Source organism: Ruegeria sp. HKCCA5839, assembly GCF_013035585.1.
In the GTDB taxonomy this organism is placed as follows: domain Bacteria; phylum Pseudomonadota; class Alphaproteobacteria; order Rhodobacterales; family Rhodobacteraceae; genus Ruegeria.
Genome location: NZ_WQIE01000001.1, coordinates 752,844 through 767,427, shown reverse-complemented (window position 1 = coordinate 767,427; position 14,584 = coordinate 752,844). Strand labels below are relative to the sequence as shown.

Sequence of the window (14,584 nt, the reverse complement as noted above, 5' to 3'; positions counted from 1 at the left end):
TCCTCCTGTCCCAATTGCGATTTGGTGCCCACCCGGGCACCGGCGAATGGCGGGCTAGGCCGCCGTCATTCGGAACGCTTCCCGTTCGATCTCCATGAACACACGGCCGGCAGTCCCGACCGAGGCATAGAGGACCGAGTTCTCGGCACCTTCCAAATCCGAATAGAAATGCGCGGCCCAAGGGCCGATATGTTTGCTCCAGAACGTCTTTTGATCCTCAAGCGATGCCGGTTTGCCGAACCGTCCGACAATCATGCCGGCCATCATCTCCATCATCGAGGCTATATTGTCTTCGGGTTCATACACATTGGGCGCACGGGTAATCCCGCGCGCGGCCATGTCATTGCGCAGCTGCGCCAGCGGTTTTTCATTCAGAAAACCAGTGAGATAGAAACTGGCATATGGCAGCAACTCGCCCCGTCCCAGACCGATGAACAATGCGTTGAACTCACGTTCGGCAGCAGCGGGTTTTGTCACCTTGGCCACCCGCGCCATAGCCTGAATGGCCTGACCCAGATCCGAGTCGTCACCGCTGAGCCCTGCCATCTGATCCAGCAACAGCTGGTCTGGTGGTCCCGCCAGCAGCAAGCCCAAAAAGTTATAGAAATCCGCGCGCAGGCGATCCTCGGGTGAGACGTCCAGAATATGCGCGTCAGGTGCGGTCATGCGGTTGTCCTTCAAATTCAAACGTCATGCGGCGCGGGGCAGGGGGCAGGTCAGCCTCGGGCTCTTCGATCTCAGGCTCTTCGGTTTCAGCCATCACAACAGGTTCGGGAAGGGGTTCGGCTTCGGGCTCTGACGCGGCCTCTTCCGGTTCTTCCGTTGTTTCTGCTTCCGCTTCGGCTTGCGCCGCCAAGGCCTCGACATGGGCCATCATGCCTTTGCCAACCTGATAGGCGGTCTGCAGGTTTTCGATCACACAGGCCGCATCGGTATAGTCCTCGCCGTAATCAATCAGCCCATCCACATTGGCCAATACGGGATTGAGCCGCCACAACCGGCGCAGCGCGCGGCGACGCAGGCGGTCAGGCACTGCTTTGGCCATGAAGCCCGACACATCATCGCCCGGTTGAAGCGCATCCGGGTCAGGCAGGTCGAACTCGGCCAATATCTCGGCGTCGGTTTTGTCCTCCAACTCGGCATGCTGTTCGGCGACAATCTGCTGTTCCGCGACCAGCGCTTCGGCTTTGGCTTCGGCCTCAACGGCGGCCTTGCGGCGCGACCAGAAATCGCCAGGCCTGCTCATTGCATCACCCTGCGCGGTGCGCGATACACATCCGAGGCCTGGCGGATCCGCGCGTCGCCTTTGCCGTCTTCCACAAGATCAACACGTTTCTTGTCGCGGCGGCGTTTGACAAATACCTCGTCGCGGTGATGCTCGAGCGTGAAATCCCGCAGCCAGGCAATCAATCCTTCGGTCATCGGGATCTTCTCGACGATCTCTTCACCTGTATCGGCATAGTCCTGACCTTCGTAGGGCGAGGCTGTGATCAGAACGGCATTTAGCGGTGTGTCGCCCTTCAACTCGTCTCGCAACACCAGATAGAGCGAGGGTTGGCTATCGGACAGATTAACACGGTAGGCCTCGGTCTCGTCCGCCCAAAGGGTCAGCGTCAACGTGGCCGCGTGGTATTCAACCGCGTCCCCTTCACGGCGCATCTCGACCCAATCTGCGGGTCCCGCGCCGGGCAAGGCAGCAACAGCCCGCCAGTTCCACTTCGCCCAGCGTGTAACTCCGGGTGTTTTGCGCACGACGACGCCAACTGGCATTTCAATCTGGTTTGCGGCCCTAGCCAACAATTCCTCCCCGAGACGGCTCTCCCCTGCCACCTCTGCCTCCCACTATGATACATAAAGTAGCGTTCTGCCAAGAAAACTTTGCGCATCTGACCGCGGCGTTGTCGAAAAAGTCTCATCTCAAATTCATCGAACCAGATCCGCGCGTATCGATCCGCGTTTTATCCGCTGCGAACTGCTTTGCATTGCCAGCCTCTGGATTACGTCTAAGGTAGCAAAGCCGGGGTTCAGTCGGGGAGGAATGGATGACCGCCAAGATACTTCTGTGTGATTGCGAAGGGACGCAGGCCGTTAAGGCTGACAGTATTTCCGGGGCCTGCGATGCAGCTTGTTCCAAAGTCTACACCGCGCTCTGTACCCGCCAATTGGAAGCGGCGGCTCAAATGATGCAATCTGAAGGCCAGGTGGTTGTCGCATGCGGTCAGGAAACAGAGGTGTTCCGCGATTTGGCCGAGGATCTTGGGGTTGAACAGCCCGGTTTCGTCGATCTGCGCGACCGGGCCGGCTGGTCCGAGCAGGGAGTCGATGCGGGGCCCAAGATGGCGGCGCTTGCAGCCGAGGCGTTGGTGTCCCAACCTGTGACCCCAAGTGTGGATGTGATCAGCGAGGGCACTTGCTGCATCATTGGCCCCGGAGCCGCTGCTTATGATCTGGCGGCTTTGCTTTCAGATACCCTGGCGGTGACTGTGGTGGTCACCGATGATGAGGACCCGCTCAGCCGAGCCTATGACGTCGTGCGCGGTCAGCTGCGCAGCGTCAGTGGGGCGTTGGGTGGATTTAGCTTGCGGCTAGACCAGCTGCAGCAGCTAGAACCGGGCGGTCGCGGCGCCTTTGGCTGGAGCCCAGCGCGGGACGGGGCCGTGTCGCGATGTGACATCGTGGTCGATCTTACCGGTGGCACACCTTTGGTTGCGGCCCCCGAAAAGCGCGAAGGGTATTTGCGGGCAGATCCCAAAGACCCGATTGCCGTGACCCGGCTGGCGCTCGAGGCCATGCAACTGGTCGGCACGTTCGAAAAGCCGCTTTATGTCCGGCTGGACGAAGCGCTTTGTGCCCATTCACGGGCCGAGCAGACTGGGTGTTCCAACTGTTTGGATATCTGCCCAACTGGGGCAATCACCCCGGCTGGTGAGCATGTTCAGATCGACCCGATGACCTGCGCCGGGTGTGGGTCCTGCGCTGCGCTCTGCCCCTCGACCGCTATCACTTATGAGGATCCGCCCGTCGCGGCTGTACTGTCACGTATGGGGGTCTTGGCGCGGGCCTACCGCAAGGCCGGGGGACATGCGCCGCGCCTTTTGGTCCATGACGGTCATGGGGCCGAGATGATCCGGCTTGCCGCCCGGTTCGGTCGGGGCCTGCCTGCCGATGTCATTCCCTTCGAGCTGAGCGTGGTCTCGGGCTTTGGCCACGCAGAGCTGCTGGCCGGTCTGGCGCATGGCTTTACACGTGTCGATGTTCTGGTCTCGCCGAAAACCGAGCGCGCTGCACTGGATCGCGAGCTTGAGCTGGCGCAGGCCATCGCCGGGCCGGACAAGCTGGGTCTGATCGACATTCAGGACCCGGATGCGATGTCGGATGCACTTTATGCTCAAGACGTGCCCGAACCGCTGGCAGAGCCGGTGCTGCCTCTGGGCAACCGTCGCCAAATCGCCCGTCTGGCAGCGCAGGCGCTGAACTCGGGGGCAGAGGCGCCTTTGCCCTTGCCGCAAGGCGCGCCCTATGGGGCGATTGCAGTCGATACCGACAGTTGCACCCTGTGCCTCAGCTGTGTATCGCTTTGCCCATCGGGAGCATTGATCGATAATCCCGACAAACCTCAGCTGAATTTCCAGCAGGATGCCTGCCTGCAATGCGGGCTGTGCAGCACCATTTGCCCGGAAACGGCTATCACCCTGGTGCCCGAATTGGACCTGAGCGACGGCGCATTGTCGCAACGGGTGCTCAATGAAGAAGAGCCCTATGCCTGCGTTGAATGCGGGGCCTTGTTTGGGGTCAAATCCACAGTTGAACGGATCATGGACAAGCTGGCGGGCTCGCATCCGATGTTCGCCAGCTCGGATCAGGCGCGCATGATCCAGATGTGCGACAATTGCCGCGTGAACGCGCAGTTCCACAGTCAGGACAATCCGTTTGCCTCAAAGCCACGTCCCAAAGTGGTGACGACGGATGACTATTTCTCAAAGCGCAAGGATCACTGAAGTTGCAGAGGGGCCCCAAGGTCGGCCGCATCCATGACCGAGACAAAAGCGATGATCGCCTCAAGATCATCGAGCGTCATCTCTACCGGGTGAATGGGCGAGGGGCGGTCGGCGGCGAAAGGCGGCGTGACATCCTCGATCTGGGTGAAAGACGGGTGCGGGTTCAGGGCAAAGAACGCCTCGAACCGTTCCGACCAGTTGGGCATCGCGCGCAGCACCGCAAAAGACGGGGTCGAGCCCAACCCGTTCATCCGGTTCTTGGGGCCGATCACATGGCAGCGTCCGCAATGCGTCATCGACAACTCTTCGCCCAGAATCACATTGCCATCGATCACCAATTCGATCTGATCCTGCGCCACTTCGAAACTGGCGCTGAAGGGGGCTCCCTGATCGGGGGTAAAGCTTTCGACCGTGCGTTTTCCGATATCCGATCTCAGCCAGTCGCGAAACCGTTCCTGCCTGGAATCCTCGGTGATGCTGAGGTAGAAGACTACACCGTCGCGGGCAAAGACGGGTTCACCCTCAGGCCCGGCGCTCAACGACATTTCTCCGGCCTCATCCGCAATAACACGAATCCCGGTCTTGAGAGAGAAGCGCGGAAGGATATGTTGCAAAAGGCCCGAGTTTGCCACCGCCTCTGGGGCGACAAGCCCAAGCGCCTGCTGGCCCAAGGAAGGGCTGGCGGTGAGCGTCAGGCTCAGGCACAAGAGAACAAAGCGCATGGTCTAGCCTAGCGGGCAGCGGGCCAGGGCGTCAAATGAACTGAAAAATGAAGAAGACGGAGAGACATGCAATGAGCGGCGACGGGTTTATGTCGATACGCAAAGCCCCCCAGATGGGGCAGATCAAGGGGAAGGGCGCATGAGCATCCGTGACGCGGTTCTGGCGAACCTCAAAAAGATCACCGATCCGGTCTCGGGTCAGGACATTGTCAGCGCCGGTGTCGTGCGTGCGCTGAACGTGGATGGTGACACGGTGCGATTTGTGCTCGAGATTGATCCCAAACACGCCGAAAAGATGGAACCGGTGCGGGCCACGGCTGAACAGGCCGCGCAGATGGTTGACGGTGTTTCCAAGGTCTCGGCCATGTTGACCGCGCATTCCGACAAAGCGCCGCCGGATCTCAAGCCCAAACCCAAACCGTCGCAGACCGGCCCCCAGGCGGTGCCGGGTGTGGACCGGATTATCGCTGTCGCCTCGGGCAAGGGCGGGGTGGGCAAATCCACAGTGTCGGCAAACCTGGCTTGTGCGCTGGCAGCCGAAGGCCGCCGCGTGGGCCTTCTGGATGCGGATGTCTATGGGCCGTCGCAACCCCGGATGCTGGGCGTCTCGGGCCGACCGGCCAGCCCGGATGGCAAGACGATCCTGCCGCTGCGCAATCATGGCGTCACCATGATGTCGATGGGGCTGATGACCAACGAGGGTCAGGCGGTAGTCTGGCGCGGTCCGATGCTGATGGGCGCGCTGCAACAGATGATGGGGCAGGTGCAATGGGGCGCTCTGGACGTTCTGATCGTCGACCTGCCGCCCGGAACCGGAGACGTGCAACTGACGCTGAGCCAGAAGTTCCAGGTGGATGGCGCGATAGTTGTCTCGACACCACAGGATGTGGCCCTGATCGATGCCCGCAAGGGGATCGACATGTTCAACCAGCTCAAGACACCGATCCTTGGCATGATCGAGAATATGTCGACCCATATTTGCAGCAATTGCGGGCATGAAGAACATATCTTTGGCCATGGAGGCGTTGCTTCCGAGGCGCAGGCCCTGGGTGTGCCGCTTCTTGGGGAAATCCCGCTGCATCTGGACATCCGTCTGGCCGCCGATGGCGGTGCGCCGATTGTGGTGACGAAACCCGAAAGCGCGCAGGCCGAGGCGTTCCGCAAGATCGCTCGCGACCTGATCGCCCAAGGCAACGCATGAGCGAACCGGTCTTTCCCCCCTTGCTCTCGGGTCACCCGGTTCAGGGTGGGGAAGACCCGTTCGAGCGGGCGCAGGCCATGGCCGCACTTGGCTGTGATGCGGGCACCGTCGTTTACAACATACAGGCCAATTACCTTCGGGTGGCGATTGTGTTTGCCCCCGAAGTTGGCTTGCAGGACGCCATAGCGATGCTGCCGCTTTGCGCGGTTGGTTTTCAGAACGCGCTGGGGGCGCTGGCTCCGCCCGAGGTTGCCGTGCATCTGGGCTGGTCAGGCGAGATCCACGTAAACGGCGCGCGCTGTGGTCGGTTCAGGGTTGCCGCCGCGACGGGCGAACCCGAAGCAGAGCCCGACTGGCTGATCGTTGGATGGGAGCTCACGCTGCTGCAAACGAGTGACGCACCGGGGGAAACGCCTGACGTGACTGCGCTTTACGACGAAGGCTGTGCCGATGTCTCTGCAACTCAACTGGTCGAAAGCTGGTCGCGCCACATGCTGACCTGGCTCAATCGCTGGCAAGAGGATGGCAACGCGCCGCTCCATGCCGAATGGATGGGCCTCCTGCGTGGCGTCGGTGAACCCTTGGCTGACGGTGGCGTCTTTCTGGGCACCGACGAACGCTTTGGCATGCTGATCCGGGACGGGGCCGACACGCAACTGCGCGCCCTGACCGAACTGTTGGAGAACACGCAATGAAACTGGCCCGCGCGATCCATTTCGATGAAAGCGACATGAACGTGTTCCACTCACCCGCCAGAACTGGCGAATGGTGCATTTCGGGCGGGTTTGAATTTTCGAACTGGGGCGAGGGCGATCTGGAAGGCAAGGCCCGACAGGCCTTTGCCAATGGCTGGCTGGGGCTGGAAACCTTTGGGCGGGTGACCTTTGTGGCTGTCACGCAGGTGGAGCCGGCTGAGGTTGAGCAGATCGCGCAGAACCTGGCGGATCACTTTGTGCGCTTCTATGGCGCCCCGTCAATCGATCAGGCCCTTGGCGTGGCGCGGGATGAGATTGCCCAGATGGCCGAACTTTGCCACGAACACGCGCCCAACACGCTGTTGACCGTCGCGCGTGAATTGGGCAGTGCCGGGGTGCACGAGACCTATCGCATCATTACCCCGCAAGACGCACAGCTAGAGGCTTTGGCCGTTCACGGATCGCTGGACGACTGAAACCTAGAACAGGTCGGTAAACCCGCCGAATTGCCCGCGTTTAAAGATCAAACCCTGACCTTTACGGTGCAGCACTTTTTCAACATGACCAATCAGGATCAGGTGATCTCCGGCGTCGTGGCGGTCAAACAGGCGGCAATCGAACCGTGCCAGACAATCAGCCAATACAGGTCGCCCGGCCTCATCCGCTGACCATTCAGCATGTGAGAAATCAAGCCCGTCGCGCGCAAAATTCAAGGCCTGTTCCTGTTGATCCTGCGCCATCACATGGATCGCATAATGCGAGCAGGTGCTGAAGGTTTCAAAACGGTTGGAGTCCTTGGCCAGGCACCACAGCACCAAAGGCGGGTCCAGTGACACGGATGCAAAAGAGTTGACCGTGATCGCCCGCGGCCCATCGGGCGCCGACGCGGTGACCACTGTGACCCCGGTCCCAAAACACCCCAGCGCCTCGCGAAAGGCGCCGCTTTGATCCGGTGTCGGGATAAAGATCTTTTCGGTCATCTCGTGCTCTTACCTCGGGCTCGGATGACGTGCCATGCGCAGGCGGGTTTGTCCATCAAAACTAGGCGGGGCGGCCAGATCAGTTCAGATCTTCCAGCAAACGCCCATGTTTACGCGTTTCGACGACGACTTTTCCAAACGTTGTCAAGCCGCGTGCCTGCAACATGGGCAGCATCTTGACCAGAACCTCTGCCGTCGCCACAGCGTCGCCCAGCGCTGTGTGACGCAGCGCTTCGGGGATGGTGATGTCCAGCCGCGCACAAACCGCGTCCAGTGTGTGCGTCTCGCTGGCACCAAAAAGCACCGCCGACAGCAGCACTGTATCCAGAATCGGATGGGACCACTCGACCCCCATTCTGCCGGAATGCCGGTGCAAAAACGCCATGTCGAACGGGGCATTATGGGCGACAATGATGGCATCGCGTGCAAAGTGATGAAAACTGCGCCCGGCCTCGACGATATCCGGCGCGCCCCGGACCATGCGATCGCTGACGCGGTGCACGCGTGTCGATGCGGCAGGGATTGGAATGCCCGGGTTGACCAGCGTGTCGATCTTTTCGCCTTCGACAATTCGGCCTTTGACCACACGCACGGCACCGATCTGAACGATCTCATCTTTGTGGGGTAAAAGCCCTGTGGTTTCGGTGTCAAAAACAACAAAAGTCAAATCGACCAGGTGCCGGTTCTCAAAGCCTTCATCCGCATCTGTTTCCAGAAGGTCGAAGTCATAGACCAGCGGGCGCGCGTCGTTGGGGGCAATCTGAGCGGCGCTGTCGTCAAAGATCAGCATATAGCCGGGTGCGCCGCCCAGCGGTTTCATCCGAGCGGAATAGCTCTGCCGCCCATCGACACTGGTCAAAGAGCATTCGACCTCAAGCCCAGTGCGCACCATCTCTTTATACGAATCCGTTAATCCGGTGCTTTCGAGATAGTCAAACAGCGAGGCGTTCAGTCTGGGATGCGCGATTTGGGCCAGAACTTCGGCGGCCTGTGCGTCGTAAAGTACGATCTGGTGTTTGGGCCCGGCCAACAGCATGGCCACCGGGATCTCGGTCAGCAAAGCGGTCAGACGCTGCTTTTCACTTGCCAAATGCGCGGTTTCTGCAGCGACGGCCTCGGCCGTGCTCATTGCGGTGTCAGACAGTTGATCCGCCAGACCGGCAGCTGCTGGGGCCAGATCCCCAAGATAACGCGCGGCCTTGAGATCAAGGTCCGAGCTGACACCGGCATGCGCGCGGGCGCGTAATTGGGCTGACAGGCGTTCAATCGGCTTTGCGATATTGTCGTCAAACAGCAGCCAGACCCCGACGACCAACGCCAGCAAGCCAAACGCGATCAGGATTTGAGCAAAGACGAAGGCATTCAACAATCCGGGATCATCGACCCGTTCATAGCTGATCCACAAGGCCAGCGCGCTGACGACAAGCCCGCCCAGTGCCAATAGGCAGAAGAACAGAAATATCCGCAGGCGCAGGCTTAATCGGTTCAGCACGGGTTCAGACCTCGCACGTGGCCTTGATGACAGGATCGCTGCCTGTGGCTTTGAACCATTGGGCATTCAGCAGCTCTCCATCGGCCGAGAACTCGGCCCCGTCCGCCAGATTGGCCCGGCTGTTTTCGGCACAATTCACCGCCACGGGCACCATCGAGACAGGCGCCCAGCGGCCAAAGAAGTACAGGTCAACAAGTCGTTGATCCGGAACGCTTTCATTGGTGCGGACCGAGACCGTGTCGATCGCTGCAAACCGATCTACAAAAGGAACCGCATAGGTCCAGGGGCGATAGAAGGCCCGGCTTTCGACCTCTTGCACTACAGTCAGCGCGTCTGGCAGTTGATCCTTGGTGCGGTTGTACCAGGAGTACTCGCTGGTGATCGTCATTGCGATCATGCCCACGCCCGCCGCAACCGGAGCCGCCCATCGTGGAAGGCGACCACCTGTCAGCTTGTTCAGCAGCATGACAACACCGGCAAAAGCCAGGCCTGCAAATACCGTCCCGATCAGCTCCAGAAACATGTCTTTTCCCCTCCTATCGGGCGCGACCCGCCCCTTCTTCTCGTTCCAAATACGGTCGCCGAAGGCGATTCTGCCCTTTGGGCCCGCGTATCGCTATCCCAACATGCCCTTGCCGTGCCCAATCGCCGATTGCATGGTTTTTACCACGACAAAGGCGTTACGCAGATGACTTCGCTCAAAGTCAGACAAAACAGATGGCGGCAAGTAGTTGTCCGGTTTCTGTCCGGCCTTGGCCCGTCTTACCTGATGTTCTAGCCGGGTTTCGGCAATTAGGTCATAGGCATCCAAAAGGTCCCGCGCACCCGACGGGCTTAGCACACCCGCAGCCTCTGCCGCCTTCAACCGTGCCCGCGTGTTGACCCCCGTCAATTGTCCTTGCAGCGCATAGATGCGCCCCAGATCGACAATTGGGACGACGCCGTTGTGCTTCATATCCAGCGTGTTGCGGTGCTCACCGGACCGGATGGTGGCAAAGCCGCGCAACAACCCCAAGGGGGGCGTATGCTTCAACGAGTTTGCCACCATATGGGCGACAAAGATCGAGTTGGCATTGGCCGCCGCCAGCGTCTCGGCCTGAAGGTCGGTAAACAGCTCGAACGCGCCGCCAATGGGGCGCAGATCGAACATCACTGAGGCGAGCATTTGGGCTTCGGGGTTGGGTTTGGAGATCCAGTTCTCGAAATAGGACCGCCAAACATGTAAGGGCTGACACCAGCGCGGATTGGTCGCCATCATGTCGCCCGGACAGTAGAAATATTCGCAAGTATCCAGCCCGTCGGACACGAATTTGGCCAGATCCGCGAAATAGGCCATGTCGCCTTCGGTGACGCTGTCATCCAGCATCAGGCAATTGTCCTGATCTGATACGCCCGTCTGCTCCTGCCGTCCCTGAGAGCCACAAGCCAGCCACAGGTAGGGAACAGGTGGCGGCCCCAGCTTTTGTTCAGCCAAAACCAACAAGCGGCGCGTGGCCGTATCGGCGATATCCGTGATCAACCGGGTAACAATCTCGTGCCGATTGCCACCTGCAACCAGTTGAACCAGCAATTGCGGGATCTCGGCGGTGACCGCTGCCATCTGCTCTGCCGTGTGCGCCTGAGCGATGCGGCGTACCAGTTCGGCGGAATTGACAGCCTGGTAATGGGTCAGATCAGTTTGCGTGACGATACCGACCAGCTTGTTGCCCTGAGCAATGGGGATATGACCGATGCCACGCTCCATCATCACGTGCAGTACATCCGACCCGATATCAGTCGGGGACAGGGTGAAAGGATCGGCGGTCATGATATCCGAGACTGTTGTTGTCTTGGGCAAGGCTTCAGCCACGAATTTGCCCGACACATCGCGCAGCGTGACAATCCCCAAAAGCGCCTCATCTTGGGTGACGCAAAGCGAAGAGATATGCTTGTCGCGCATCATCTGAGCGGCCTGTTGAACAGATGTGTCAGGCGAACAGGTTGCGGGGTCGCGCGCCATCAAGACATCTATCAGGCTTGTGGCCAGGCTTTGCGGGGTGCTGCGCTCGGTGCGTGTGCGGTTGAAGAAATTGGCCACGACATCATGGCCCTCAATCAACTCACGCACCAGGTCAGGGGGCAGAACGATCAGAACCGACGGGGTTGTGGCCGTCGCATGGGTTGCAGCCTTGCCATCTTTCAGCAGACCGCGTTCACCAAACGAATTGCGCAGTCCCAACTGCGACACGACCGAGCCGTTCTGATCGGTTATGTCCACCTGTCCGTCATAGATGACAAAGACACCGGGCAGGGAATGACCCAATTCGTAAACCTTGCCGTCTTCCTCGACCTCCCAGACCTCAATTTGGCTCGCCAGCTTTTCCAGCGCCTCGGGGGGCAGCGAGTCATAGGGGTGGACGGATTTCAGAAACCGCGCGATTTCGTCATGAGACAGAGGCATTTAGGTTCTCTGATGCTTGGTGAAAAAAGTCCCGCCCGGTGGTGTGCCAGGCGGGAACAGTAAGTCGAAAGATGCGGTCGAAGACAAGAGCCGCCGACCGCAACACACTCAGTGATCCTGAGCCACGCCCGCACCACGGGGAATGCGCACGCTTTCGACCAGATCTTTGATCTCCTGCGGAGTTTCCTTGGTCATGCCGGCCACCACGTAGGCGACACCGAAGTTGACCATGGCACCGATCGCGCCGAACGAGGTCGACTTGATCGGACCCAGCAGCGGGTCTGCATCTGTGAAAGAGTTGGTGCCCGGGATGAACAGCCAGCCCTTGTGCAGGAAGATATAGACCAGTGTGACGACCAGACCAGCCAGCATACCAGCGACCGCGCCGGTGTTGTTGATGCGGGTCGAGAAGATCCCCATCATCAGCGCCGGGAAGATCGAGGCCGCCGCCAGACCGAAGGCCAAGGCCACGGTTTGCGCCGCAAATCCGGGTGGGTTCAGGCCCAGCCAGGTTGCCACCACAATGGCTACGGCCATCGCGATCCGTGCTGACAGAAGTTCACCTTTTTCCGAGATCTGCGGGTTGATTGCGCCCTTGATAAGGTCGTGGGACACAGCCGATGAGATCGCCAGAAGCAAGCCCGCAGCTGTGGACAGTGCGGCAGCCAGACCACCGGCAGCGACCAGACCGATCACCCAACCAGGCAGGTTGGCAATCTCGGGATTGGCCAGAACCAGGATGTCGCGGTTGAACTTGGTCAGCTCGTTGCCAACCCAGCCTTTTTCTTCCGCAAGCGCCTGCATCGATTCAGACTTGTCATTGTAGTACTGAATCTTGCCGTCGCCGTTCTTGTCTTCCCAATCCAGCAAACCGGTTTTCTGCCATGTGGCCATCCAGTCATAGCGCGGATCATTGTCGATTTCCTCGACAGACACGGCGCCACCATCGATGCCGCCATTGGGCCACATCATTTCACTGATGTTCAGACGAGCCATTGCGCCAACCGCAGGGGCGGTCAGGTACAGCAGCGCGATGAAAACCAGCGCCCAGCCAGCAGACCAACGTGCGTCGGACACTTTCGGAACGGTGAAGAAGCGCATGATCACGTGCGGCAGACCGGCTGTACCGATCATCAGCGACAGCGTGAACAGCACCATGTTCAACGTGTTCGAGTGGTGGGTCGTATATTCATTGAACCCCAACTCGGTCACGATGGCATCCAGCTTGGTCAGCAGAGGCTCACCGCTGGCGGTATCCCCGAACAGACCCAGCGCCGGAACTGGCGTGCCGGTCAGCTGCAGCGAGATGAAGATTGCCGGGATGGTATAGGCGGTGATCAGCACGCAGTACTGAGCGACCTGAGTGTAGGTCACACCCTTCATCCCACCAAACACCGCGTAGGCAAACACGACGCCGGCGCCGATCAGCAGACCGGTGGTGTTGCTGACCTCAAGGAAGCGGCCAAAGGCCACGCCCACGCCGGTCATCTGACCGATCACATAAGTAACCGAGGCCACGATCAGACAGATCACCGCAACGATACGAGCGGTCTGGCTGTAAAAGCGGTCGCCGATGAATTCCGAGACGGTGAACTTGCCGAACTTACGCAGGTAGGGCGCAAGCAGCAGAGCCAGCAGAACATAACCGCCGGTCCAACCCATCAGGAAGGTCGAGTTGTCATAGCCGGTAAAGGCAATCAGGCCCGCCATCGAGATGAACGAGGCCGCAGACATCCAGTCTGCCGCTGTCGCCATACCGTTGGTGACCGGGTGAACGCCGCGACCAGCGGCGTAGAATTCGGATGTGGAACCCGCGCGGGCCCAAATCGCGATGCCGATGTAAAGCGCGAAGGATGCGCCAACAAACAGCAGGTTGATGGTAAACTGATCCATGGCTCGCTTACTCCTCGTCCACGCCGTATTCAGCGTCCAGCTTGTTCATGCGCCAGGCGTAGTTGAAGATCAGCACCAGAAAGACCAGGATCGATCCTTGCTGAGCAAACCAAAAGCCCAGATCTGTGCCGCCAACAGAGATGCCGGACAAAAGCGGACGCAGCAGAATGCCGAATCCGAAAGACACCAGCGCCCAGATCGCGAGGCTGATGTAGATGAGGCGCAGGTTGGCCTGCCAATAGCCCTTGTCGGCCTCGGCAGTCTGCGCGGAGTTTGTAGACTGATCCGCCATTGCGGTTTCCTCCTTCACTTCCTCGTTGGCGGCCCTTTGCGCAACTCCTCCAGCGCGCTGGACCGCTTCTCGAATGTACCAAACGCCCCGTGACGTCAGGCAAAACTTCTCTGGTCCGCCAAGGCGGTTCCGTTGAAGTATTCTGTTCAGGATCAAAGCCTTGCGGCTTGTCTCCTCCCCCTTAACTCATCGCAGCGCCCACGATCTCTTCAAGATCGCGGGCGATGTCGTCGATCTGGCCCATAGCGTCTGTGCGTTTCAGCACGCTTTGGGCGTCGTAATATGTGATCAGTGGTGCGGTTTGCTCATGATAGGCCACCAGGCGCGCGGCAACGGTTTCCGCGTTGTCATCGGCCCGGCGTTTGAACTCGGTTCCACCACAATTGTCGCATTTGCCCTCAACAGCGGGGATCTTGAACGTGTCGTGATATCCTTCGCCGCACATCGCGCATGTATAGCGACCCGAAATGCGGGTCACCATTTCCGCGTCTTCAACCTCAAGGCTGATTGCCGTGCTGACCTTCTGTCCCGATGTGGCCAACAGGTCATCCAGGGCCTTGGCCTGAACCGTCGTGCGCGGAAACCCGTCCAGGATCACTCCCTTTGTGCAATCCGGTTCTGCCATCCGGTCACGTAAGATCGCGATCACAATCTCGTCGCTGACCAGTTCGCCTGCTTCCATCACGGCCTTGGCCGCCTGACCGGCTTCGGTCCCCGCAGCAACTGCGGCGCGCAAAAGATCTCCGGTGCTCAATTGCACCAGACCAAACTTGTCTTCCAGCATACGGGCCTGCGTTCCCTTCCCGGCGCCCGGAGGGCCGAGAAGGATCAAAACAGCGGGGCGGGTGAGTGTTTCTGCGACCATCATACC

General features: G+C 59.7%; 15 protein-coding genes. 4 read left to right on the top strand and 11 right to left on the bottom strand.

Translation table 11 applies throughout. From position 1 onward, the window contains the following. Window positions 1–54 precede the first annotated feature (54 nt). From GOV38_RS03730 to GOV38_RS03720, 3 genes are read right to left on the bottom strand one after another with little or no spacing between them, the layout of a single operon-like run. Complete coding sequence (locus GOV38_RS03730) at window positions 55–666, bottom strand: molecular chaperone (RefSeq protein ID WP_171129065.1); 612 nt, start codon at window positions 664–666, stop codon at window positions 55–57. Beyond that, the gene (locus GOV38_RS03725; RefSeq protein WP_171207666.1) at window positions 653–1,246 is read right to left on the bottom strand and encodes a DUF3306 domain-containing protein; all 594 of its coding nucleotides are present in this window, start codon (window positions 1,244–1,246) and stop codon (window positions 653–655) included. Before GOV38_RS03725 ends, GOV38_RS03730 begins: the two co-directional genes overlap by 14 nt. Then, window positions 1,243–1,797 (bottom strand): DUF3305 domain-containing protein, encoded by a 555-nt coding sequence (locus GOV38_RS03720; RefSeq protein ID WP_171207665.1) that lies wholly within the window; start codon window positions 1,795–1,797, stop codon window positions 1,243–1,245. The genes GOV38_RS03725 and GOV38_RS03720 overlap by 4 nt, the downstream gene beginning before the upstream one ends. A gap of 245 nt (window positions 1,798–2,042) precedes the next feature. Here GOV38_RS03720 and GOV38_RS03715 point away from each other — a divergent pair, with 245 nt between their 5' ends. After that, window positions 2,043–3,998 (top strand): 4Fe-4S binding protein, encoded by a 1,956-nt coding sequence (locus tag GOV38_RS03715; RefSeq protein WP_171207664.1) that lies wholly within the window; start codon window positions 2,043–2,045, stop codon window positions 3,996–3,998. Here GOV38_RS03715 and GOV38_RS03710 read toward each other — a convergent pair. Next, a complete protein-coding gene (locus GOV38_RS03710; RefSeq protein ID WP_171212969.1) occupies window positions 3,992–4,720 on the bottom strand; it encodes a cytochrome c in 729 nt (242 codons plus the stop codon). The two genes, GOV38_RS03715 and GOV38_RS03710, sit on opposite strands and share 7 nt — an antisense overlap. A gap of 139 nt (window positions 4,721–4,859) precedes the next feature. On the opposite strand from GOV38_RS03710, the gene GOV38_RS03705 reads away from it, so the two are divergent. Genes GOV38_RS03705 through GOV38_RS03695 form a run of 3 tightly spaced genes read left to right on the top strand, consistent with a single transcriptional unit; the run spans window position 4,860 to window position 7,092 of the window. Continuing rightward, complete coding sequence (locus tag GOV38_RS03705; protein ID WP_171129074.1) at window positions 4,860–5,921, top strand: Mrp/NBP35 family ATP-binding protein; 1,062 nt, start codon at window positions 4,860–4,862, stop codon at window positions 5,919–5,921. After that, window positions 5,918–6,616, top strand: a complete 699-nt coding sequence (locus GOV38_RS03700) for a biotin/lipoate--protein ligase family protein (protein WP_171207662.1) — start codon at window positions 5,918–5,920, stop codon at window positions 6,614–6,616. The genes GOV38_RS03705 and GOV38_RS03700 overlap by 4 nt, the downstream gene beginning before the upstream one ends. Then, entirely contained in the window at window positions 6,613–7,092 is a 480-nt protein-coding gene (locus GOV38_RS03695) for a DUF6505 family protein (protein ID WP_171207661.1), read from the top strand. The genes GOV38_RS03700 and GOV38_RS03695 overlap by 4 nt, the downstream gene beginning before the upstream one ends. A 3-nt stretch (window positions 7,093–7,095) precedes the next feature. On the opposite strand, the gene GOV38_RS03690 is transcribed toward GOV38_RS03695, so the two are convergent. The 7 genes from GOV38_RS03690 to GOV38_RS03660 form a co-directional block, all read right to left on the bottom strand. Beyond that, window positions 7,096–7,596, bottom strand: coding sequence for a flavin reductase family protein (locus GOV38_RS03690; protein WP_171207660.1), 501 nt, complete (start codon window positions 7,594–7,596; stop codon window positions 7,096–7,098). Window positions 7,597–7,675: 79 nt separating this feature from the next. Further along, window positions 7,676–9,088, bottom strand: coding sequence for a 3'-5' exonuclease (locus GOV38_RS03685; protein ID WP_171207935.1), 1,413 nt, complete (start codon window positions 9,086–9,088; stop codon window positions 7,676–7,678). Between the two features lie 4 nt (window positions 9,089–9,092). Then, complete coding sequence (locus tag GOV38_RS03680) at window positions 9,093–9,611, bottom strand: hypothetical protein (RefSeq protein WP_171207659.1); 519 nt, start codon at window positions 9,609–9,611, stop codon at window positions 9,093–9,095. A 93-nt stretch (window positions 9,612–9,704) separates the two neighbouring features. After that, window positions 9,705–11,528 carry a DUF294 nucleotidyltransferase-like domain-containing protein gene (locus tag GOV38_RS03675; RefSeq protein WP_171207658.1) on the bottom strand — a complete coding sequence of 608 codons (1,824 nt, stop codon included), beginning with the start codon at window positions 11,526–11,528 and terminating at the stop codon, window positions 9,705–9,707. Between the two features lie 108 nt (window positions 11,529–11,636). Further along, complete coding sequence (locus GOV38_RS03670; protein ID WP_171098559.1) at window positions 11,637–13,421, bottom strand: sodium:solute symporter family protein; 1,785 nt, start codon at window positions 13,419–13,421, stop codon at window positions 11,637–11,639. Window positions 13,422–13,428: 7 nt separating this feature from the next. Next, on the bottom strand, window positions 13,429–13,713 hold the full coding sequence (locus tag GOV38_RS03665; RefSeq protein WP_170451294.1) for a DUF4212 domain-containing protein: 285 nt from the start codon (window positions 13,711–13,713) through the stop codon (window positions 13,429–13,431). Window positions 13,714–13,894: 181 nt separating this feature from the next. Continuing rightward, window positions 13,895–14,578, bottom strand: a complete 684-nt coding sequence (locus tag GOV38_RS03660; protein WP_171207657.1) for an adenylate kinase — start codon at window positions 14,576–14,578, stop codon at window positions 13,895–13,897. Between the last annotated feature and the right edge of the window lie 6 nt (window positions 14,579–14,584).

Bases quoted from the DNA above. Each gene is read 5' to 3' on its own strand.
- GOV38_RS03730 (WP_171129065.1), bottom strand. From the start codon at position 666: ATGACCGCACCTGACGCGCATATTCTGGACGTCTCACCCGAGGATCGC.
- GOV38_RS03725 (WP_171207666.1), bottom strand. From the start codon at position 1,246: ATGAGCAGGCCTGGCGATTTCTGGTCGCGCCGCAAGGCCGCCGTTGAG.
- GOV38_RS03715 (WP_171207664.1), top strand. From the start codon at position 2,043: ATGACCGCCAAGATACTTCTGTGTGATTGCGAAGGGACGCAGGCCGTT.
- GOV38_RS03710 (WP_171212969.1), bottom strand. From the start codon at position 4,720: ATGCGCTTTGTTCTCTTGTGCCTGAGCCTGACGCTCACCGCCAGCCCT.
- GOV38_RS03705 (WP_171129074.1), top strand. From the start codon at position 4,860: ATGAGCATCCGTGACGCGGTTCTGGCGAACCTCAAAAAGATCACCGAT.
- GOV38_RS03700 (WP_171207662.1), top strand. From the start codon at position 5,918: ATGAGCGAACCGGTCTTTCCCCCCTTGCTCTCGGGTCACCCGGTTCAG.
- GOV38_RS03695 (WP_171207661.1), top strand. From the start codon at position 6,613: ATGAAACTGGCCCGCGCGATCCATTTCGATGAAAGCGACATGAACGTG.
- GOV38_RS03690 (WP_171207660.1), bottom strand. From the start codon at position 7,596: ATGACCGAAAAGATCTTTATCCCGACACCGGATCAAAGCGGCGCCTTT.
- GOV38_RS03680 (WP_171207659.1), bottom strand. From the start codon at position 9,611: ATGTTTCTGGAGCTGATCGGGACGGTATTTGCAGGCCTGGCTTTTGCC.
- GOV38_RS03675 (WP_171207658.1), bottom strand. From the start codon at position 11,528: ATGCCTCTGTCTCATGACGAAATCGCGCGGTTTCTGAAATCCGTCCAC.
- GOV38_RS03670 (WP_171098559.1), bottom strand. From the start codon at position 13,421: ATGGATCAGTTTACCATCAACCTGCTGTTTGTTGGCGCATCCTTCGCG.
- GOV38_RS03665 (WP_170451294.1), bottom strand. From the start codon at position 13,713: ATGGCGGATCAGTCTACAAACTCCGCGCAGACTGCCGAGGCCGACAAG.
- GOV38_RS03660 (WP_171207657.1), bottom strand. From the start codon at position 14,578: ATGGTCGCAGAAACACTCACCCGCCCCGCTGTTTTGATCCTTCTCGGC.